At 72.8% G+C, this 20,976-nt stretch carries 15 protein-coding genes; 5 read left to right on the forward strand and 10 right to left on the reverse strand.

Annotation, left to right across the window (positions count from 1 at the left end):
• Nucleotides 1-147 precede the first annotated feature (147 nt).
• The 7 genes from rny to dhaM form a co-directional block, all read right to left on the reverse strand.
• A complete protein-coding gene (gene rny, locus ABD901_RS09740; RefSeq protein ID WP_425556673.1) occupies nucleotides 148-1,845 on the reverse strand; it encodes a ribonuclease Y in 1,698 nt (565 codons plus the stop codon).
• 1,203 nt (nucleotides 1,846-3,048) lie between these two features.
• Nucleotides 3,049-3,573, reverse strand: coding sequence for a regulatory protein RecX (locus ABD901_RS09745; protein WP_345123515.1), 525 nt, complete (start codon nucleotides 3,571-3,573; stop codon nucleotides 3,049-3,051).
• Between the two features lie 1,486 nt (nucleotides 3,574-5,059).
• The gene (gene recA, locus ABD901_RS09750) at nucleotides 5,060-6,109 is read right to left on the reverse strand and encodes a recombinase RecA (protein WP_345123517.1); all 1,050 of its coding nucleotides are present in this window, start codon (nucleotides 6,107-6,109) and stop codon (nucleotides 5,060-5,062) included.
• A 157-nt stretch (nucleotides 6,110-6,266) separates the two neighbouring features.
• Nucleotides 6,267-6,467: a DUF3046 domain-containing protein gene (locus ABD901_RS09755; protein WP_345123519.1), complete on the reverse strand. Its 201-nt coding sequence runs from the start codon at nucleotides 6,465-6,467 to the stop codon at nucleotides 6,267-6,269.
• A gap of 10 nt (nucleotides 6,468-6,477) precedes the next feature.
• Nucleotides 6,478-7,713, reverse strand: coding sequence for an MFS transporter (locus ABD901_RS09760; protein WP_345123522.1), 1,236 nt, complete (start codon nucleotides 7,711-7,713; stop codon nucleotides 6,478-6,480).
• Between the two features lie 40 nt (nucleotides 7,714-7,753).
• Complete coding sequence (locus ABD901_RS09765) at nucleotides 7,754-8,029, reverse strand: HPr family phosphocarrier protein (RefSeq protein WP_345123524.1); 276 nt, start codon at nucleotides 8,027-8,029, stop codon at nucleotides 7,754-7,756.
• Complete coding sequence (dhaM, locus tag ABD901_RS09770; RefSeq protein WP_345123525.1) at nucleotides 8,013-8,429, reverse strand: dihydroxyacetone kinase phosphoryl donor subunit DhaM; 417 nt, start codon at nucleotides 8,427-8,429, stop codon at nucleotides 8,013-8,015. Before dhaM ends, ABD901_RS09765 begins: the two co-directional genes overlap by 17 nt.
• A gap of 9 nt (nucleotides 8,430-8,438) precedes the next feature.
• Between dhaM and dhaK the strand changes: the two genes are divergently transcribed.
• Complete coding sequence (gene dhaK, locus ABD901_RS09775; protein WP_345123526.1) at nucleotides 8,439-9,434, forward strand: dihydroxyacetone kinase subunit DhaK; 996 nt, start codon at nucleotides 8,439-8,441, stop codon at nucleotides 9,432-9,434.
• Between the two features lie 2 nt (nucleotides 9,435-9,436).
• Nucleotides 9,437-10,054: a dihydroxyacetone kinase subunit DhaL gene (dhaL, locus tag ABD901_RS09780; RefSeq protein WP_345123616.1), complete on the forward strand. Its 618-nt coding sequence runs from the start codon at nucleotides 9,437-9,439 to the stop codon at nucleotides 10,052-10,054.
• Here the strand turns inward: dhaL and ABD901_RS09785 are convergent.
• The 3 genes from ABD901_RS09785 to ABD901_RS09795 all read right to left on the reverse strand — a co-directional run bounded on the left by ABD901_RS09785 (nucleotide 10,029) and on the right by ABD901_RS09795 (nucleotide 13,774).
• Nucleotides 10,029-11,171 carry an acyl-CoA dehydrogenase family protein gene (locus ABD901_RS09785; RefSeq protein WP_345123528.1) on the reverse strand — a complete coding sequence of 381 codons (1,143 nt, stop codon included), beginning with the start codon at nucleotides 11,169-11,171 and terminating at the stop codon, nucleotides 10,029-10,031. The genes dhaL and ABD901_RS09785 overlap by 26 nt on opposite strands.
• 123 nt (nucleotides 11,172-11,294) lie before the next feature.
• Nucleotides 11,295-12,005, reverse strand: coding sequence for a hypothetical protein (locus tag ABD901_RS09790; RefSeq protein ID WP_345123530.1), 711 nt, complete (start codon nucleotides 12,003-12,005; stop codon nucleotides 11,295-11,297).
• 962 nt (nucleotides 12,006-12,967) lie between these two features.
• Nucleotides 12,968-13,774 (reverse strand): hypothetical protein, encoded by an 807-nt coding sequence (locus ABD901_RS09795; RefSeq protein ID WP_345123532.1) that lies wholly within the window; start codon nucleotides 13,772-13,774, stop codon nucleotides 12,968-12,970.
• A 170-nt stretch (nucleotides 13,775-13,944) separates the two neighbouring features.
• Here ABD901_RS09795 and ABD901_RS09800 point away from each other — a divergent pair, with 170 nt between their 5' ends.
• From ABD901_RS09800 to ABD901_RS09810, 3 genes are all read left to right on the forward strand, one after another.
• Nucleotides 13,945-15,201, forward strand: coding sequence for a bifunctional pyridoxamine 5'-phosphate oxidase family protein/GNAT family N-acetyltransferase (locus ABD901_RS09800; protein WP_345123534.1), 1,257 nt, complete (start codon nucleotides 13,945-13,947; stop codon nucleotides 15,199-15,201).
• Nucleotides 15,177-15,818, forward strand: a complete 642-nt coding sequence (gene leuE / locus ABD901_RS09805) for a leucine efflux protein LeuE (RefSeq protein WP_380136601.1) — start codon at nucleotides 15,177-15,179, stop codon at nucleotides 15,816-15,818. Before ABD901_RS09800 ends, leuE begins: the two co-directional genes overlap by 25 nt.
• Nucleotides 15,819-15,951: 133 nt before the next feature.
• A complete protein-coding gene (locus ABD901_RS09810) occupies nucleotides 15,952-20,451 on the forward strand; it encodes an ATP-dependent helicase (RefSeq protein WP_345123538.1) in 4,500 nt (1,499 codons plus the stop codon).
• The last annotated feature ends 525 nt before the right edge of the window (nucleotides 20,452-20,976 follow it).

The following is a 20,976-nucleotide window of genomic DNA, read 5'->3' on the forward strand; positions in this document are numbered from 1 at the left end:
CGGTGCGGCCGGCCCGAGGTGGTTTCTGCATGGTTTGCGCGTCAGCGGGCGATCTCGGTGACCCACATGGCGGCGCCGCGGTGGTATGCGCGGTTCAGCGGGCGATCTCGGTGACCCACACGGTGGCGCCGCGGTGGTGCGTGCGGGTCAGCGGGCGATCTCGGTGACCCGCGACTCCCGCACGACCGTGACGCGGATCTGGCCCGGGTAGGTCAGCTCCTCCTCGATCTGCTTCGCCACGTCGCGGGCCAGCACCGCCGCCCCGATGTCGTCGACGTCGTCGGGCCGCACCATGACCCGGATCTCGCGCCCGGCCTGCATCGCGAAGACCTTCTCCACGCCCGACTTCCCGCCGGCGATCTCCTCGATGCGCTCGAGCCGCTTGACGTACGCCTCGAGGCTCTCCCGCCGCGCGCCGGGCCGCCCGCCGGAGCACGCGTCCGACGCCTGGGTCAGCACCGCCTCGATCGTCTGCGGCAGCACCTCGTTGTGGTGCGCCTCGATCGCGTGCACCACCTCGTCGTGCTCGCCGTACTTGCGCGCCACGTCCGCGCCGATCAGCGCGTGGCTGCCCTCGACCTCGTGGGTGAGCGCCTTGCCGATGTCGTGCAGGAACGCGCACCGCTTGATCAGCGCCGGGTCCAGCCGCAGCTCGGCGGCCATGATGCCGGCGATGTGGGCGGTCTCGACGAGGTGCTTGAGGACGTTCTGCCCGTATGAGGTGCGATACCGCAGCCGCCCGAGCAGCGTCATGAGCTCCGGGTGCAGGTCGGTGATGCCGACCTCGACCAGCGCGTCCTCGGCGGCCCGGTGGCACAGCCGCTCCACCTCGTGCTTGGCCTGCTCGAAGACCTCCTCGATGCGGTGCGGATGGATCCGCCCGTCGAGCACCAGCTTCTCCAGCGTCAGACGCCCGATCTCGCGGCGTACCGGATCGAAGCACGACAGCAGCACGGCCTCCGGCGTGTCGTCGATGATCAGGTTCACCCCGGTCGTCGACTCGAAGGCGCGGATGTTGCGCCCCTCGCGCCCGATGATGCGCCCCTTCATCTCGTCGCTGGGCAGGTGCAGCACGCTGACCACGCTCTCCGCGGTCTGCTCGCTGGCGACCCGCTGGATGGCGTCGACGACGATGTGCCGGGCCCGCTGCTCGGCGGTGTTGCGCGCGTCGTTCTCGATGTCGCGCACCAGCAGGGCCGCCTCGCGCTTGGCCTGCCCCTCGATGGTCTCGACGACCTCGATGCGCGCCGCGTCGGCCGTCAGCCCCGCGATGCGCTCCAGCTCCTCGCGGTGGCGCTCCTCTCCCTCGGCGAGCTCGGCCTCACGCCGAGAGAAGGACGCTTCGCGTTCCAACAAATCCGTTTCGGTACTGCTGATGCGCCGGTCCCGCTCCGCCAGCCGCTCGGCCTCCTCGGCCAGCAGCCGCTCCCGCTCGTCCAGCCGGCGCTGCCGCCGCTCGGCATCCTGCGACTGCTCCTTCGCCACCGCGGTGAGCTGGTTGACCTCGCGCTCCCCCGCCCGCCGCGCGGCCGCCCGGGCCTGCTCGGCGTCGGTCTCTGCCTGCCGGTGCGCCCGTTCCAGCAGGGAGTCGGCCTCGGCCCGCGCCCCATCGAGAATCCGCCGCGCCTCCGACCGCGCCGAGCTGGCCTCCGCCTTGGCCGCGGCCGCCTCGGTCCGCGCCGCCGCAGCGGCCGCCCGCGCCTCGTCGACGGCCGCGGTGGCATCCTCGGCCGCCGTGCGCAACGACGCCAGCGAATGCTCCTGCCGATCCTTCTCAGCCAGGAACGCGGGATCGTCCGCCGCCGGTGCCACGCCGGGCGCGCTGACCCCGAGCCGCCGGATCACCTTGAGCGCCGCAAAGAGCACGACCACCACGACGACCCCGAGCACGGTCATCGCCACGGTCAGCGCGATCTGAAACCCGGTCATGCCGCCACCTCACCGGATGCCGCAGGGTGCACACCCGCCCGGTTGACGCCAGACGCTCTGTTCACAACCACCGCCCTGTCAACACGGGCGGTCCCGCCCCCGGATGCAACCCTACTTGGGCCGGCCGTCCGGGTTACCCGCTCAAGCCCGATGGGCGCCGCGCCGATACGACTGACGTTTCCCGAAACGTTTGTTTTCCCAGCCGACCGCCCGGCGTCGCCGCCGTGGCCGCCGGGGTCGCCGCCGTGGCCGCCGGGGTCGCCGCCGTGGCCGCCGGGGTCGCCGCCGTGGCCGCCGGGTTGGAGCGCGGGCCGCTCGCCGTTGCCGGCTCGTCCCACGTTCGCACCCGTGGCCGCCAGGCCACTGGGGCTTCCGGGGTCGCAGAGGATGAGATGGGCGCGCTCCGTCACGACGTCACCTCGCTCCGCTCGGCGCCGCGCATCTTGCGACGGCGGGTGTAGTGGAGGAGACGCCCGACCACTGCGCATTAAGGTACGTCGATATCGAGGCTTAGAAAGCCCCGCTGCTGGGTCGCCGCTAGCGCCAACGCCTCCCGCAAGGCGTGGCGCTCATATCTGCTGTGAACTCTGGTAAGTGTTGCTGATCTGTGACGCGATCTATGTTGTGCGGTAAACCCGCGGTGGTTGGGCGGTCTCCATCTGGTAACGCCGAGGCTAGGTCGTGAAGGGCGCTTCGGTCAAGGACTCATGATCGGGCACCATACGGGACGTAAGTCCGTCAAGTACCGTCGCCTGCCGAAACATCCCAGGAGCAACTTTTGGCCGGATCTTTCCGGCATGTCGGTCGTGATCTTGGCGACCGCCTCAACACCCCGTGACACACGCTCGACGCAGAGCAACACACCCCGAACGACAGCGCAATCATTCCACCACACACCGTGCACGCCGCCACCGACCCATCGACACCCGTCACCCCGAAACCGCTTTCGACGGCCCCGGTCCCACCACGCAGCGCAACACCATCACCTGGCGATTCGACAGCTAGCGTCGCTCCGCCCGGACGCCACCACAGAGCCTCCGACCGCGGTTGATCACCGGCAATCGGCCCTCGAGCAACACGGATGCCCCCGGCCTTCGACTCGACCGTCGCTCCGGAGGACTACTGGTTGTCGGGATCGAGCGCGGCATCGGCCAGCGCGTCCGCATCGATCCCGTCGGCAAACTCGGCAGCGTCGTCGCGCTCGGCCATGGCGTCCTTGACGATGCGGATGGCGAGCCCGGGCGGGTACCCCTTGCGCCCGAGCATCCCGACCAGCCTCCGGAACACGGCTTCGGGCGTCCCGCGCGTCTCCCCCCGCAGCCGCCGCGCCACCAGCGCCCGCGCCGTGGCCTCCTCGACGTCCGGCGCCAGCTCCTCGAGCGCCTCCCCGACTTCGTCGGGCGAGACCCCCTTGCGCCGCAACTCCCCCGCAAGCGCCCGCCGCGCCAGCCCACGCCCATGATGCCGACTGGCAACCCACGCCCGCGCGAACGCGGCATCGTCGATGATGCCCACCTCGTCGTACCGATCGAGAATCTCCGCCGCGATCTCGTCCTCGACCCCACGCTTGCGCATGGCGGTCGCAAGCTCCGCGCGCGTCCGCGGCCGCACCGCCAACTGCCGCAGGCAGATCTCGCGCGCCACCTCACGCGGATCGCTGGGCGCCGAGGCCCCCGTCCGCGGCCCCGACGTCGGCGACGCCGCGGACGGCGATACCGCGGACCGCGATGCCGCGGACCGCGATGCCGCGGACCGCGATGCCGCGGCCGGCGACGCCGGGGACGGCGATTCTGCGGACGGCGACGCCGCGGACGCCGCGTCGCGCCGCTCCCGCCCGCGCCCACGCGCCCCTCGCCGCCCGCGCTTCCCCTCGTCGCCGCCCATTCCGGAAATTTCCGACTTGTCCTCGAAAGGGCCACCGAGATCGTCAGCGGCTGCGGGCGCAGGCTGATGTGCCGAGTAGGTCGATCTGCCAGCATCGACTGCGGTGGTCCACGGAGACTCAGACTCAGACTCAGGCGCCGAGCGGGGCACCCGCCCGAGAGACCGCGGCGGCGGGGCATCGCCCGCCGAGATCCACGGATCGTCGGACGCCGACGCCGACACCGACGCCGAGCGGGGCACCCGCCCGAGAGACCGCGGCGGCGGGGCATCGCCCGCCGAGATCCACGGGTTGTCGGACGCCGACGCCGCCTGCGAAGAGGGGCGCGATCTCGGCGGGGAGGGTGGCGACGACTGGGGATCGCCGGCCGTGGCAGCCCAGGGATTGGCGCCGCCCGGATCCTCCCAGGGTGTCACCGGCGCCACCGGGCCGCGCCGAACCCGGCCCGCGCCGGAGCCGGACGACGAAGGCGGCGCACCGTCAGCCGCAAGCCACGGATTCTCACCGCCGAACTCGGGCCCGCCGAACTCGGCTCCCCCGGGCTCGGCAGCGGCGGTGTCATCCCCGCCGAACATCAACGCACCTCCGATAACACGACCCAGCGGCGTACATCGCCCGCCAAGGCCTCACCCGACCAACGCGGCCGGCCGTCGCCTTCGTGATCGGCCACCGCCCGCACCCCGCCAGTTGCCGGGCGCTCTCGGGCGCAGACCACGAACTCCGCCCCGGTACGCGTGACGCGCCGCGCATGGCACCGCTCCCCCTCGTGGCCGACCTGGCAGAGCGCCACTCTCGCGCCCCCGCCTGGGTCCGCGACCCGGTGCCGACCGAAGCGGCTTGGCCCGCCGACCGGCACCGGGAGTCACGAAGGAACGGGAGGGCGCGACACCGATCCCGCGCCAAGCAGCCACACGACCGTACGCCGCCCCCACGGACCGCAAGCCACGAACCGCGGCCCAAGAACCGCACGGGCCTCGAACGACAGGCCCGAACCGCGCCAGCCGCAAGCCGCACCACGAACCGCACGGGTCTCGAACCACAGACCCCGAACCACACGAGCCGCACCACGAACCGTGCCCCAAGAACCGCACAGGCCTCGAACCACGGGCCCCGAACCGCGCGGGCCGCGAGCCGCATCACGGACCGTGGCCCAAGGACCGCACGGGCCTCGGGTCGTGGGCCGCGCCCGCGGAACGAACCGTCCGCGGGCTGCAAGCACACGCGAGCCGTGGGCCGTAAGGGCGCGGGCTAGAAGTCGACCGGGGCGGTCTCGGGGCCGCTGGCCGCGTCGCTGGCCGCGCCCACGCCGACGCCGAGCTTCTCCTTGATCTTCTTCTCGATCTCGGCGGCGACGTCCGGGTTCTCCCGCAGGAACTTGCGCGAGTTCTCCTTGCCCTGGCCGAGCTGGTCGCCGTCGTAGGTGTACCAGGCGCCGGACTTGCGGATGATCGTCTGCTCGACGCCGACGTCGATCAGGGAGCCCTCGCGCGAGATGCCCTTGCCGTACATGATGTCGAACTCGGCCTGCTTGAACGGCGACGCGACCTTGTTCTTGACGACCTTGACGCGGGTGCGGTTGCCCACCACGTCGGTGCCGTCCTTCAGGCTCTCGATGCGGCGCACGTCGAGGCGGACCGAGGCGTAGAACTTGAGCGCCCGGCCACCGGTCGTGGTCTCCGGGCTGCCGAACATCACGCCGATCTTCTCGCGCAGCTGGTTGATGAAGATCGCGGTGGTGCCGGAGTTGTTGAGCGCGCCGGTGATCTTGCGCAGCGCCTGGCTCATGAGGCGGGCCTGGAGGCCGACGTGGCTGTCGCCCATCTCGCCCTCGATCTCGGCGCGCGGCACGAGGGCGGCGACGGAGTCGATGACGATGATGTCGAGGGCGCCGGAGCGCACCAGCATGTCGACGATCTCGAGGGCCTGCTCACCGGTGTCGGGCTGGGAGACCAGCAGCGCGTCGGTGTCGACGCCCAGCGCCTTGGCGTAGTCGGGGTCGAGCGCGTGCTCGGCGTCGATGAACGCCGCGATGCCGCCCGCGGCCTGTGCATTGGCGATCGCGTGCAGCGCGACGGTGGTCTTACCGCTGGACTCCGGGCCGAAGACCTCGATCACCCGGCCGCGCGGCAGGCCACCGATGCCCAGCGCCACGTCGAGCGCGATGGAGCCGGTCGTGATCACCGCCTGGGGCTGCTGGACGCGCTCGCCGAGCCGCATCACGGAGCCCTTGCCGAACTGCTTGTCGATCTGTGAGAGGGCGAGCCCCAGCGCCTTCTCCCGATCCGGTTGCACTGCCATGTCCGTCACCCCTGGGTTCGCGGTCTTCGTCGGCGTTCGCTTGGTCACGCTGACACGTTAAGCGCCGGGTATGACAAAAACTGCCTGCGAGACGCCCAACGAGCGAGAAGAGTACCCGTACATCTGTACGATCAGCACTTCGACACGCCAGAAATCATCAGCGTAGGCGGGCAGGAACACGCTCCGGGTATGCGGCGACTACGGCCCGCCACACTTCGGCGGTGTCGAAGCTGCCGGCGAGGGCCTCCTCGATCGTCCGGCCGCCGAGCTGCGACAACACCTGGTCGTGGGCGATGCTCTTCGCGTAGGCCGGGCCGAACACCTGCTCCAGCCGCTGCCAGAAATCCGTCAGACGCACGCCTGCCAACCTAACGGAGGACGCGGGCGACCAGCGGTACCACCGCCAGCCCGGCCAGCAGTGTCAGCACCGAGTACCCGAACAGGTCCACCACCAGCCCGGACAGCGCCCCCGCCGATGCGCCCGCCACCCCCATGACGACGTCGGAGAGCCCCTGGACGCCGGCGCGCTGCTCCAGCGGTACCGACTCGGAAAGCAGCGTGGAGCCCGCCACCATCGTGGCGCTCCAGCCCAGCCCCAGCAGACCCATGCCGATCGACAGGCGCCACGTGTGCTCTCCCGCGGTACCACTGAGCAGGCAGGCAAGCAGGAGCAGCCCGACGCCGCCGAGGATCACCGGGCGGCGCCCCAGGCGGTCGGCGAGCCACCCGACGACGGGCGACAACGCGTACATCCCGGTGATGTGGACGCTGATCACCAGCCCGACGACGCGGAGCAGGTCGGCGTGGTCGTGGACGTACGCCCCGATGTGCACCGGCGTCATCGACATCACCCCGACCATCACCACGTGACCGACGGCGACGGCGGCGACACCGGTCCGCGCGCCGGCGCTGTCGCGGATGGTCCGCGCGGCCTGGCGCCAGACGGCCTTGTCCTGCGCGGGCGCCTCGCCGGCGATCCTGCGCGCGGTGAGCAGCGGGTCGGGGCGCAGCACGAGGGACAGCACGACCGCGGCGAGCGCGAACGCGAGGACGCTGAACAGGTACGGCCCGCCGTACTCGGGAATCCCCCACCGCGCCAGCAGCCGGTCGGTCAGCGGCGCCAGGTTGGGCCCGGCGACCGCGCCGATCGTCGTCGCCCACACCACGATCGACAGGTGGCGGGCCCGCCGGTCGGGCGCGGCGAGGTCGACGGCGGAGTAGCGGGCCTGCAGGTTCGCCGCGCTCGCGCCGCCGAACAGCAGCGTGCCGAGGAACAGCAGCGGTACCGACGAAGCTCGCACCGCCGCCACGACCAGCAGCGCGCCGAGCGCCCCGAGGGCGTAGGCGAACACCAGGCCCGGCCGCCGCCCTCCGGTGCGCATCAGGCGGGTCGCCGGGATGGCGATCAGCGCGGCGCCGATGACGGCGCAGCTGCCGACGAGGCCGGCGGCCCACGGCCCGGCCAGCGACGCGGCGAGCAGCGCGCCGACCGACACGCCGCTGGCCACGCCGAGCCCGCCCACGATCTGGGTGCCGACGAGCAGGCCGAGCGTGCGCCGCTGCAGGCCGGTGACATCGATCGGAGGCGCCTCGACAAGGGTCACCGCGTCATCGTCGCGTACGGACCGCGGCCCGCACCAGTCATTACTGCGCGGTGGAGAGGGCCAATACCACAGCCGCGGCCGCCTCGTCGGCGTCGTCGCCGTCCGCGCGGACGAGGACGGTGGAGCCGGCGGTCGCGTTCAGGCTCATGATCGCCAGCACGCTGCGCGCGTTCGCCCGTTTCGTGCCGAAGATCACCTCGACGGTACTGCGGAAGCGCGCCGCCACCCGCACCAGCGCTCCGGCGGGCCGGGCGTGCAGGTCCTCGGGCAGCAGCACCGCCCGCTCGACCACGGAGCACTCAGAGCTTGCGGACATCGCGGGCCTCCACCGCCGCCTGCGTGATCTCCTCGAGCGCGGCGCCGGTGCCGGCCAGCACGGCGGCGGCCACGGCGCCCTCCACGAACGGCGCGTCGACGAGCACGGCGTCGTTGGCGACCCGGTCCTCCAGCACGGTGCGCGCGGTGAGCACGGCGCTGCCCAGGTCGGTCAGCACGAGCACGCCGGCGCCGCGGTCGGCCCGGTCGATGGCCACCAGGATGCGGTCGTAGCTGGTGCCCAGGGCCCCGTCATCGGTCCCGCCGGCCGCCTCGATCGGCACCTCCTCGCCCGCCACCTGCACGAGCATGTCCCGAAGGCCATGTGCCAACCGCTCGCTGTGCGACACCAGCACGATCCCCACTAAACCCAGCCCACCAGCCGATCCCATACCAGGCATGCTATTGCCATGAAAAAGTTCATCAACGACCCGGCCGACGTGGTCCGGGAGGCGCACGCCGGGCTTGCCGCCGCCCACCCCGAGCTGCGGGTGAACCTCGACGAGCAGTTCGTCGCGCGCGCGGACGCGCCCCGGCCGGGCAAGGTGGGGCTGATCTCCGGCGGCGGTTCCGGGCATGAGCCGCTGCACGCCGGGTTCGTCGGGCCGGGGATGCTCGACGCCGCCTGCCCCGGCGAGGTGTTCACCTCCCCCGTGCCGGACCAGATCCTGGCCGCCACGAAGGCCGCCGACGCCGGCGCCGGGGTCGTGCACGTGGTCAAGAACTACACCGGCGACGTCATGAACTTCCAGCTCGCGGCGGAGCTCGCCGACGAGGAGGGCCTGCGCGTGCAGACCGTGCTCGTCGACGACGATGTCGCGGTCGAGGACTCCACGTGGACCGCCGGGCGCCGCGGCACGGGCGCCACGCTGCTGGTCGAGAAGATCGCCGGAGCCCTGGCCGAGGAGGGCGCCGACCTCGACGCCGTCGCCGCGGTCGCCCGGCTGGTCAACGAGCGCTCCGCGTCCTTCGCCGTCGCGCTGACGGCGTGCACGACGCCCGCGGCCGGCAAGCCGGGCTTCGACCTGGCTGCCGACGAGATCGAGGTCGGCGTCGGCATCCACGGCGAGCCCGGCCGCAGCCGGCAGAAGATGCGCCCGGCCCGCGAGATCGCCGCGCTCGTCGTCGACGCCGTGCAGTCCGCCAAGCCGATCGGGCCCGAGCCGCTGATCGTCATGGTCAACGGGCTGGGCGGCACGCCGCAGATGGAGTTGTACCTCATGTTCGGCGAGATCTCCCGCCTGCTGCACGACGCCGGGGCGCAGATCGCCCGCTCGCTCGTCGGCAACTACGTGACCAGCCTCGACATGGCCGGCATGTCGCTCACCGTGTGCCGCGCCGACGACGAGCTGCTGCGGCTGTGGGACGCGCCCGTGCACACCCCGGCGCTGCGCTGGGGGGCGTGAGGATGGACGAGGCCCTGGCCCGGGCGTGGATCGCCGCCGTCGCCGAGTCGGTGCGCGCGGAGGCCGACCGGCTGACCGACCTCGACGCCGCGATCGGCGACGGCGACCACGGCGTCAACCTGCGCCGCGGGTTCGACGCCGCCGTCGCCGCCCTCGACTCGTTCGAGGCGGGCGGCGCCGGCGACGTGCTCGGCAAGACGGGCACCACGCTGCTGTCGAAGGTCGGCGGTGCCTCCGGCCCGCTGTACGGCACGCTCTTCCGCGCACTGGGCAAGACGCTGCGGCAGGAAGGGTCGTTCGCCGAGGGCCTGCAGGCGGGGCTGGACGGGGTACAACAGCTGGGAAAGGCAGTCGTCGGCGACAAGACGCTCGTCGACGCGCTCGCCCCGGCGGTGTCGGCCTACGCGTCCGCGGCCGGCGACGGCGAGGCGGCCGCCGCCCGGGCCGCGGCCGACGCGGCGGCCGAGGGCGCCCGCGCGACCGTGCCGCTGCAGGCGCGCAAGGGCCGCGCGTCCTACCTGGGCGAGCGCAGCATCGGGCACCCGGACCCGGGCGCCACCTCCACCGCGCTCCTCCTGGCCGCCCTCGCGGACGTCACAGGCCGAGACTCCGCCCGATGATTTCCTTCATGATTTCCGTGGTACCCCCATAGATCGTCTGCACGCGGCTGTTGAGCCACGCCTTGGCGACCGGGTACTCCATCATGAAGCCGTAGCCGCCGTGCAGCTGCACGCAGCGGTCCGCCACCTTGTTCTGCAGCTCCGTCGTCCACCACTTCGCCTTGGCCGCGTCGGCGACGCTGAGCCGCCCCTCGTTCTGCTCCAGGATGCAGTGGTTCAGGAACGTGCGGGCGATCGTGACCTCGGTGTCGAGCTCGGCGAGCAGGAACCGGTTGTGCTGGAACTTGCCGATCGGCCGGCCGAAGGCCTCGCGCGTCTTGGCGTACTCCAGCGTCGTGGCCAGGATGTGCTCGGCCGCCGCGACGGCCGCCACGGCGATGCCGAGCCGCTCCCGCGGCAGGTTGGCCATGAGGTGGTAGAACCCGGCGTTCTCCTGGCCGATCAGGTGGTCGCCCGGGATGCGGCAGTCGTCGAAGAACAGCTCGGCGGTGTCGTTGGCCTTGAGCCCGACCTTCTCCAGCCGCCGCCCGCGCGTGAAGCCCGGCGTGCCGGTCTCGACCGCGAACAGGCTGATCCCGTGCGCGCCCTTCGACCCGTCGGTCTTCGCCACGACGACGACCAGGTCGGCCATCTCGCCGTTGGTGATGAACGTCTTCTGCCCGTTGAGCACCCAGCCGTCCCCGTCGCGCACCGCGTTCGTGCGGATGCCCGCCAGGTCGCTGCCCGCCCCCGGCTCGCTCATCGCGATGGCGGTCACGATGTCGCCGGAGCAGAACCCGGGCAGCCAGCGCTTGCGCTGCTCCTCGTTGGTCAGGTCGGTGAGATACGGAGCCACGACGTCGTTGTGCAGCCCGAACCCGAGCCCTGACGCCCCCGCCGCGACGATCTCCTCGACCAGCACGGCGTTGAACCGGAAGTCCTTCTGCCCGCCGCCGCCGTACTCCTCGTCGACGTCCATGCCGAGCAGCCCCGCCGCCCCGGCCTTGCGCCAGATCTCCCGATCGACGATCCCGGCCTTCTCCCACTCGTCGTTGTGCGGCACGGCCTCGCGGGCGAGGAACTCGCGGCACAGGTCACGGAACGCGTGGTGCTCGGCCTCGTACAGGTGCTGCTCCATGGGCGCAAGTGTGCGACGCGAGACGCCGTCTCGCCTAGCTGTGCTGTGTCATAGCTCGCTGCGCTCGCCCGGGGGAGCTTCGCTCCACCCGAACCCCCTCAACAGCAGCAGCGGCGTGCCCTTTCACAGCCCGAGCATCCCGTACAAGTGGTCCGGCAGCGGCTGGGCGTCCTTGGGTTCGTCCACGCTCACCGCCGCCCCGAAGTCGGAGTACGTCGCCTCGACCGTGTTGTTCGGGATGCTCACCTTCACGCTCGTGATGCGGTCGCGCTCGTCCACCGCGGCCTCGAACGGGATCGCCTTGGCGGCCTCCCCGAGCTGCATGACCTGCCCGACGTTGACCGGCCCCCACGCAACCACCCGTGTCATGTCCACGGTGCCCCGGTACGTCCGCCCGTCCCGCCGCACGTCGTGCGTGGCCGCGACCAGCGCCTGCACCCCGGTCGGATCCTTGATCGCACTCAACCCGAGCGCCCCCGGCCGCGTCACCCGCTGGGGATCGACCCGATACCAGGTCCCCCCGTCGAACCCCGGCAACGGCAGCCCGGTCAGCCGCGTGTACGCCACCCCGCGCACCTCAACGGTATCGATCTTGAGCGCCTGCTCCCCAGACCGCACGCTCACGGACGCGTCGAGCACATCGCCAACGGGATCGATACTGCCCGTATAGGCCCCTTCGTTCGCCACAACTTTGAACCGGTAGCTACCCGACGCGAGCACCCCCGCTCCCGCGGCCAGCCCGGTCGGCGAGGCCTTCACGCTGACAGTGACCTTCGGCGCCGCTTTCTCCCCGGCGGTACACCCAGCAAGCCCCGCAACCACCCCCAGGACCACGAGGACCGCTACCTTTCGCACGGCCCGGAGCGTACCCGCCGCCGCCCACCCCTTCGCCCACCGAAAGCCAGAGTTCAGTTGCTCAACAGGTTGTACACAGCGACCACAGCCAGCGCTCGTACCCAGCGGCCGTAGTCTCCGCTTGTAAACAGCGGCCACGACCGGCGCTTGTACACAGCGGCCGCGGCCAGCGCGCCCCCGCAGCCTTGGGGACGGTCACCTGGACCCCCTGCCCTGCATCGCGCAGTCCACGGCCAGCACCCTTTCCCCGGCACCGTGATCCGCACCGAAACCGGCCGCGCCTGCCGCGCCGCCACCGCCCGTCCGCGCCCGACCCACCTCGACACGCACGAGTCCGAACTGAAGGTCGACGCCCAAGCCGATGACACGGGGACAAGTCGACCGTTGTCGCTTTGCGATATTTGCGCAGACCTATCACCTGTCGGGGTATAAATCCGACAAGTCGTGGCGCGCCAGCGCCCGACTTGTCGCAAACGCCCGGCGAAAAGGCCCGACGAGTCCGGCGTGAAAGTCCGAGGAGTCCAGCACGCCGCGTCCGGCGCGGAGTCGCTGACAACGCCCGGCAGCCCGGCGGCCGCGACCACCACGGCCGACGCGGAGGCCTTCAGCGCGTCTGACACCGCGGGAGTCGTACGCGCGGCGGGCGGCGCGTGGCCACGTCTGCGGCGGGCGGCAGGGCGACCTGGCGAGCGATCGGCAGCACGCGGGCCGGCGGCATAGAAGGCGACGACGCGGAGGCCGAGAGGCGGCCGCGCGGGAGGCGGCGGCACGGGAGGCGGCGGCACGGGAGGCCGGGAGTGCGGCGGGCAGCTCGGGCTGGGGCCGGAGTCGACGTAACGCGGCGATCGAGCCGCCGGGCGCACGCTCTTCCTCCCTGCATGAGCGTGCGGCGCGCCCCGAAGCCCGGCCGGCGCGCCGCCGGGCCCCGGGGTGGGCGCCGACTACTGCCCGTTCAACAGTCGGTAGGCCGCCGCGGGTGCGTCGATTACCTCGGACGTTGACGGGCTTGGGGCCTGTAGCGGGGCGCCGAAGCCGGCGTAGGTCACCGTGACCTGGTCCGCCTTCGTCTGGGCGTAGGCCGGGACGTTCACCTTCAACGAGGTCAGGTAGCCCTTCTCGTCGACCGTGGCTTCGTACGGGACGACCTTCGCGAGGTCGCCGAGGCCCTTGACGGCGGCGTCGTCCACGAGGGTGAACGAGCTCTTCGTGAGGTCCAGCGTGCCCTTGAACAGGCGGCCGTCCGCGGTGCCGGCCTCGGCGACGGTCGCGGGGAAGTCGGACAGGCCCGTCGGGTCCTTGACGCTCGCGGCGTCGAGCAGGTCGTCGCCGGTGAGCTTGGTGCGGTCGAGGCGGAGCCACTTGCGGCCGTCGAGGCCGGGGACTGACAGGCCGCTGATCTTCACCAGGTAGGTGCCGGCGGTGAAGAGCGTCTCGAAGGTGACCTTGGTCTTGTCGACGGTCACGACGAGCTTGCCCGTGCTGGTCGGGCCGGCCGGGTCGGCGGCGCCGTCCACGGTGGCGTTGGCGGAGGTCACCTTGAACGTATAGGTGCCGCCGCCCGTTTTCGCCGCGGCGGCGGCGAGCTGCTCGACGGCGCCGGCGCTCTTGGCCGGTGCGGCCGCGGTGCCGGCCGGCGCGCCCGACGGGCCGCCGCTCGAGGCGGCCTTGTCCTTGCCGCTGCACGCGGTGACGAGCAGGAGCGAGGTCACGGCGACGATGACGGCGACGACGCCCTTCGCGATCTTCACTGTCCTCCCTCCCTGTGTGCGGCACCGCGCGCCCCCGTATTTGCGCGCGGTGCCCCGACGGTGGGGACAGTAGCGGGAGGGTCCGACATTTTTGGTTGTGGCTGGTCACGGCCGGGCTGCTATTGTACTGCAACAGTCGCCACTATGTACTAGAACAAAGGAGTCCAGCCGTGGAGACCTATGAGCAGACCGCGCGGAGCACGCCGCGGCGCAAGCCCGACCGGGCCTCCTACGACGTCGCGCTCGCGCATGCCGTGATCGACGAGGCGTACGTGTGCCACTTCGGCTACGTCGCCGACGGCGAGCCCCGCGTCCTGCCGACGCTGCACGCGCGGATCGGCGACACCCTCTACCTGCACGGCTCCACCGGCAGCCGGCCGCTGCTGGCGGCGCGCGACGCCGGCCTGCCGGTCTGCGTCGTCATCACGCTCATCGACGGGCTCGTGCTGGCCCGCTCGCATTTCAACCACAGCGCCAACTACCGCTCCGTCGTCGTGCACGGCACCGCGCGGCTGGTCACCGACGAGGCGGAGCGAACGAACGCGTTCGACGCGCTGGTGGACAAGGTCGCGTCCGGGCGCGCCGCCGACAGCCGGCCGCCGGACAGCCGCGAGTCGGCGCAGACGGCCTTGCTGGCACTGCCGTTGACGGAGGTCTCGGTGAAGGTCCGATCCGGCGGCGCGATCGACGACGCCGAGGACGCTCACCTTCCGCATTGGGCAGGTGTGGTACCGCTCAAGCTCACCCGAGGACTGCCCGTGCCCACGCCGGCACAGGATGTACCAATGCCGGATTATCTGCGGCCGCAGCTCGACCCTTGGCACAGTCCGGCCACGCTGCGTGGCCGTCACGTGACGCTCGAGCCGCTCGACCACACGCACGCGCCCGGGCTGTTCGAGGCGCTCGACCACGCCGATGTGTGGGCGTTCGTCGGCACCGCCCGGCCCGTCTCCGTGGACGGCGTCACGGCGTTCATCGACACCGCGCTGGCCGACCCGGACCGCGTGCCCTTCGTGCAGCGCGAACCCGGCACCGGGAGGATCATCGGCACGACCTCGTTCGCCCTGATCCACGCGGTCAACCGGTCGGTCTCGATCGGGTACACCATGATCGGCCACCCCTGGTGGCGCACCGGCGTCAACACCGAGTCGAAGCTCATGATGCTGCGTCACGCCTTCGACACGCTGGGTGCACTGCGGGTGGAGTGGCACACCGACATCCGCAACGTGCGGTCACAGAACGCGATCGCGCGGCTCGGCGCCCAGCGTGAAGGGGTCATGCGGGCACACCGGCGTCGTCCGGACGGCAGCCAGCGCGATACCGTGCTCTACTCCATGATCGCCGAGGAATGGCCCGAAGCACGGGACCGGCTCACCGCGGCGCTGGACGCGGGAGGCGTTACGTGCTCGGTGTCACCAACCCATTGACCTATGTGCTCGGTACGGCGGCGATCGTGCTGCTGCCGGGGCCGAACTCGCTGTATGTGCTGTCCGTCGCAGCGCGGCAGGGCGTCCGGGCGGGCTACAAGGGTGCGGCCGGCATCTGGCTCGGCGACGCGGTACTGATGACGCTGTCCGCGGGCGGCGTGGCCTCGCTGCTGCACGCCTATCCGTGGCTGTTCGGCATCGTGAAGTACCTCGGCGCGGCGTACCTGGCGTATCTCGGCGTCCGGCTGGTCATCGGCACGCTGCGGCGCCGCCGTCGCGCCGACGAGGACGCGCCGGCGCCCGAGACGCGGGCCGACCGGCCGTTTCGCCGCGCGCTGGTGATCAGCCTGTTCAACCCGAAGGCGATCCTGTTCTTCGTGTCGTTCTTCATCCAGTTCGTCGATCCCGGGTACGCGTATCCGCAGGTCAGCTTCCTGGTGCTCGGCACGATCGCGGAGGTGCTGAGCGCGCTGTACCTCACGATGCTGATCTTCGGCGGCCGGTTCCTGGCCGCGCAGTTCCGCGCGCGGCGACGGCTGGCAGCTGGGCTGACCACGCTGGTCGGGGGCGCGTTCCTGGCCTTCAGCGTGAAGCTGGCCACGGCCAGCCTGTCCTGATCCACGCATCGGGGTCCCCCGCCGGGCTGCGGCGGGGGACCCTTCGCTGCGAGGCGGGTAGTCAACCGGCATAATTCGGGCAAATCGCCGCCGCCTCCAGGAATTGTCGTACCCCCGGTGCAGGATTGTGGGCATGACAGAGCTGGACGGTTTCGGGGCGGCGACGCGCGAGTGGTTCCGCGCGGCGTTCGCGGCGCCGACCAGGGCGCAGGCGGGAGCGTGGCAGGCGATCAGCGCCGGGCGGCACGCGCTGGTCGTGGCGCCGACCGGCTCGGGCAAGACCCTGGCCGCCTTCCTCTGGTCACTCGACCAGCTGGCGGCGCACCCACCGGCCGACCCCGCGCGGCGGTGCCGGGTGCTCTACGTGAGCCCGCTGAAGGCCCTCGCCGTCGATGTGGAGCGCAACCTGCGGGCCCCGCTGGCCGGCATCCGGCAGGCCGCCGCCCGGCTGGGCCAGGCACCGCCGGACATCCGGGTCGGCATGCGCACCGGCGACACCCCGGCCGACGAGCGCCGGGCGTTCGCCCGCACCCCGCCCGACATCCTGATCACCACGCCCGAATCGCTGTATCTGCTGCTCACCTCGCAGGCGCGGGAGTCGCTGCGGGGCGTGGAGACGGTGATCATCGACGAGGTGCACGCGGTCTGCGCGACCAAACGCGGCGCACACCTGGCCCTCTCCATCGAGCGGCTCGACGCGCTGCTGGAGCGGCCCGCGCAGCGCATCGGGCTGTCGGCGACCGTGCGGCCCATCGACGAGACCGCGCGGTTCCTCGGCGGGGCCGCACCGGTGGAGATCGTCCAGCCACCCAGCGCCAAGACGATCCAGGTCGAGGTGCAGGTGCCGGTCGAGGACATGACGGCGATCGGCGAGACCGCTCCCGGCGAGGACGACGACGGCGCGCCGCGGCAGGCGTCGATCTGGCCCGCGGTCGAGGAGCGGGTCCTCGACCTCATCCAGGCGCACCGCTCGACGATCGTGTTCACCAACTCCCGCCGCGGCGCCGAGCGGCTCTGCGCGCGGATCAACGAGCTGGCCGGGGCCCGGGCGGGGATACCGCAGCCGGATGCCGCACGCACGCCCGCGGAGATGATGGCGCAGGCCGGCACCGCCAACGGCGCGCCGCCGGTCGTCGCTCGCGCGCACCACGGCAGCGTTTCGCGCGAGGAGCGCAAGCACATCGAGGAGGCGCTCAAGTCCGGGCAGCTGCCGGCCGTGGTCGCCACCTCCAGCCTGGAGCTGGGCATCGACATGGGCTCGGTCGACCTGGTCGTGCAGATCGAGGCGCCGCCCAGCGTCGCGGCCGGGCTGCAGCGGGTCGGCCGGGCCGGGCACCAGGTCGGCGCCGTGTCGCGGGGCGTGGTGTTCCCGAAGCACCGCGGCGACCTGGTCTCCTGCGCGGTCGTCGCCGAGCGGATGGTGGAGGGCGGCATCGAGGAGCTGCGCTACCCGCGCAACCCGCTCGACGTGCTCGCCCAGCAGATCGTGGCCATGGTGTCGATGGAGCCGTGGCAGGTCGACGACCTCGGCGCGCTGGTGCGCCGGGCCGCGGTCTTCGCCGACCTGCCCGACTCGGCGCTGTTCGCAGTGCTCGACATGCTCGCCGGGCGCTACCCGTCGACGGCGTTCGCGGAGCTGCGGCCCCGGGTGGTGTGGGACCGCACCGACGGCGTGCTCACCGGGCGGCCCGGAGCGCAGCGGCTCGCCGTGACCAGCGGCGGCACCATCCCGGACCGGGGCATGTTCGGGGTGTTCCTGGCCGGCGCGGAGAAGGCGGCGCGGGTCGGCGAGCTCGACGAGGAGATGGTGTACGAGTCGCGGGTCGGCGACGTGTTCCTGCTCGGCTCGACGTCGTGGCGCATCGAGGACATCACGCCCGACCGGGTGCTGGTCTCCCCCGCGCCCGGTGCCGCGGCGAAGATGCCGTTCTGGAAGGGCGACGCGCCGGGGCGGCCGGTCGAGCTGGGCCGGGCCATCGGGGCGCGGCTGCGCGGCTTCGTCAAGTCCGGCGACGAGGCGGCGCGGGCGCACCTGCGGGCCGGCGGGCTGGACGACTGGGCGGCGGACAATCTGCTGGCGTACCTGCGGGAGCAGCGCGAGGCGACGCGGCACCTGCCGGACGACCGCACCGTGCTGGTCGAGCGGTTCCGCGACGAGCTCGGCGACTGGCGGATGACGCTGCACTGCGTGCTCGGCGCCAAGGTCAACGCGCCGTGGGCGCTGGCGATCGCGCAGCGGCTCAACGAGCGATACGGCGTCGACGCGCAGGTCATGCCCAGCGACGACGGCATCGTGGTCCGGCTGCCCGACGTGGCCGACGAGCCGCCCGGCGCCGACCTGGTGGCGTTCGACCCCGACGAGATCGCCTCCATCGTGGAGGAGACGGTCGGCACGTCGGCGATGTTCGCCGCCCGGTTCCGCGAGTGCGCGTCCCGGGCGCTGCTGCTGCCGCGCCGCGACCCGCGCCGGCGCCAGCCGCTGTGGCAGCAGCGGCAGCGCTCCGCGCAGCTGCTCGACGTCGCCCGTGAGTATGCGGACTTCCCGATCACGCTGGAGGCCGCGCGCGAGTGCCTGCAGGACGTGTTCGACGTCGCCGGCCTCGTCGGGGTCATGCGCGACATCGCGGGGCGCAAGCTGCGCCTCGTCGAGGTCGAGACGCAGCGGCCGTCGCCGTTCGCTCGGTCGCTGCTGTTCGGCTACGTCGGGGCGTTCCTCTATGAGGGCGACGCGCCCCTGGCCGAGCGGCGGGCGGCAGCGCTGGCGCTCGACCCGACCCTGCTGGCCGAGCTGCTCGGCCGCGTCGAGCTTCGGGAGCTGCTCGAGCCCGCGGTGGTCGCCGAGACCGAGCAGACCCTGCAGTGGCTCGGCGCGCAGCGCACCCCGCGCGACGCCGAGGACGTGGCCGAGATGCTGCGGGTGCTCGGCGACCTCTCCGGCACCGAGCTGGCCGCCCGCGGCGCCGATCCAGCGTGGGCCGCGGACCTGGCGGCGCAACGGCGTGCGATCGAGGTCCGAGTCGCCGGCGAGGCGCGATGGATCTCCGTCGAGGACGCCGGGCGATACCGCGACGCGCTCGGCGTGGCCCTGCCAGTCGGGCTGCCTAACGCCTATCTCGAGCCGGTCGCCGACCCGCTCGGCGACCTCGTGAGCCGCTACGCCCGCACGCACGGGCCGTTCACCGCCGGCGGGGCCGCGGCCCGCTTCGGCCTCGGCGTCTTCGTCCTCGAGCAGGCGCTGCGCCGGCTGCCGTCGGTGGTCTCCGGCGAGTTCTCCCCCGGCGGCGCCGGCACCGAGTGGTGCGATGCGGAGATCCTGCGGCTGCTGCGGCGCCGCTCGCTCGCCGCGCTGCGCCGCGAGATCGAGCCGGTGCCGCCGCGAGCGCTGGCCCGGTTCCTGCCGCAGTGGCACCACATCGGGGCCGCCCGGGCCCGCGGCGTGGAGGCCGTCGCCGCCGCGATCGAGCAGCTGCAGGGAATTCCGATGCCCGCCTCGGCGCTCGAACGGCTCATCCTGCCCGCGCGCGTGGCCGACTACAGCGCGGCGCACCTCGACGAGCTCACGGCCGCCGGCGACCTGGTGTGGGCCGGCACCGGGGCGATCGGCGAGCACGACGGCTGGATCAGCCTCGCCTTCGCCGACGCCGCGCCGTTGCTCCTGCCGCCGCCGGCCGACGTCGGCGGGCCGCTGCACGAGGCGGTGCTCGACGCCCTCGCCGGCGGGCAGGCGCTGTTCTTCCGGGGCATCGCCGAGCACATCCACGCGCCCGAGGAGGAGCTCATCGCCGCCCTCTGGGACCTCGTGTGGGCCGGCCGGCTCTCCAACGACACGATCGCGCCGCTGCGGGCCAAGCTCAGCGGCGGCGGGGCGCACCGGTCGCGGCCGTCGACGCCGCGGTCGCGGTACCGGCGGCCGGGCGCCGTCTCGCTCGGGCGGGCCTCGCTCGCCGTCGCGCGCACCGGGCCGCCGACGGCAGCCGGGCGCTGGTATCGGCTGCCCGAACGCGACCTCGACCCGACCCGGCGGGCGACCGCCAACGCCGAGCTGCTGCTCGAGCGGCACGGCGTCGTCACCCGCGGCGCGGTCATGTCCGAGGACCTGCCGGGCGCGTTCGCCGGCGTCTACCCCGTCCTGGCCGCCATGGAGGAGCGCGGCGCGGCCCGCCGTGGGTACTTCGTGGAGGGCCTCGGCGCCGCGCAGTTCGCGCTGCCGGGCGCCGTGGACCGCCTCCGCGGCGGCACCGAGCACCGCGACGCGCTCGTGCTGGCAGCGACCGACCCGGCGAACCCGTACGGTGCTGCGCTGCCCTGGCCCGAGCGGGTCATCGACGCCGGCGACGGCGAGCGGGCCGGCCATCGCGCCGGGCGCAAGGCCGGTGCGCTGGTCGTCACCGTCGGCGGCGACCTGACCCTCTACGTCGAGCGCGGCGGCCGCACCCTGCTGTCCTACGCCGACGACCCGGAGCTGCTCGCCCTGGCCGCCAAGGCCTTGGCCGACGCCGTGTACGCCGGCGCACTCGGCGCCCTGTCCGTCGAACGCGCCGACGGCGAATCGATCATGCACTCCCCGCTGCGCGACGCGCTGGCCGGCGCCGGGTTCCGCAGCACCCCGCGCGGCCTACGCCTGCGAGGCTGACGATGGCCGCCGACCTCCGCGCGCCACCGTTGCTGCTGTCGCCGACCGCACCCCGACCGCCGCCCCGCACCGCGCCGCAGCCAGCCGCACCCTAACCGCCGCCCCGGGCCACGGCGCCGACCGGCCGCACCGCACCGCACGACCGTGACACCGCACGCGCACGCCGGCGCGGGCCGCACCGCCGACAGGCCGCACCCTACGGCCGTCATAACCGCCCGCCGCTCCAGGCCGCCCTGCTGCTCCGGGCCGCAGAGTCAGCCGACCGCACCGCACGACGGCCGACCCGCCCGCCACAGCCGCCCACTGCTCCAGGCCGCGCAGGCCGCAGCGCCGTTCGACCTGAACCGCAGCGCCGGGCAACGCTGACAGACTGGCCGCCGCGCCGGGCGGTGACGCTGAGCCCTGATCCACCGACGAGGTCTCGGTGCCCGGCCGGTCCAGCCCGATGATCTTGGACGCGGGTCAGGGCGTGTGGGAGTGACCGGCCGGGTTGCCGGTGCGCTCGATGGTCGAGGGAAGTCTGGG

The organism is Dactylosporangium darangshiense (assembly GCF_039537565.1).
Classification (GTDB): domain Bacteria; phylum Actinomycetota; class Actinomycetes; order Mycobacteriales; family Micromonosporaceae; genus Dactylosporangium; species Dactylosporangium darangshiense.

Bases quoted from the DNA above. Each gene is read 5' to 3' on its own strand.
- recA (WP_345123517.1), bottom strand. From the start codon at position 6,109: ATGGCAGTGCAACCGGATCGGGAGAAGGCGCTGGGGCTCGCCCTCTCA.
- ABD901_RS09765 (WP_345123524.1), bottom strand. From the start codon at position 8,029: ATGTCCGCAAGCTCTGAGTGCTCCGTGGTCGAGCGGGCGGTGCTGCTG.
- dhaM (WP_345123525.1), bottom strand. From the start codon at position 8,429: ATGCCTGGTATGGGATCGGCTGGTGGGCTGGGTTTAGTGGGGATCGTG.
- dhaK (WP_345123526.1), top strand. From the start codon at position 8,439: ATGAAAAAGTTCATCAACGACCCGGCCGACGTGGTCCGGGAGGCGCAC.
- dhaL (WP_345123616.1), top strand. From the start codon at position 9,437: ATGGACGAGGCCCTGGCCCGGGCGTGGATCGCCGCCGTCGCCGAGTCG.
- ABD901_RS09785 (WP_345123528.1), bottom strand. From the start codon at position 11,171: ATGGAGCAGCACCTGTACGAGGCCGAGCACCACGCGTTCCGTGACCTG.
- ABD901_RS09810 (WP_345123538.1), top strand. From the start codon at position 15,952: ATGACAGAGCTGGACGGTTTCGGGGCGGCGACGCGCGAGTGGTTCCGC.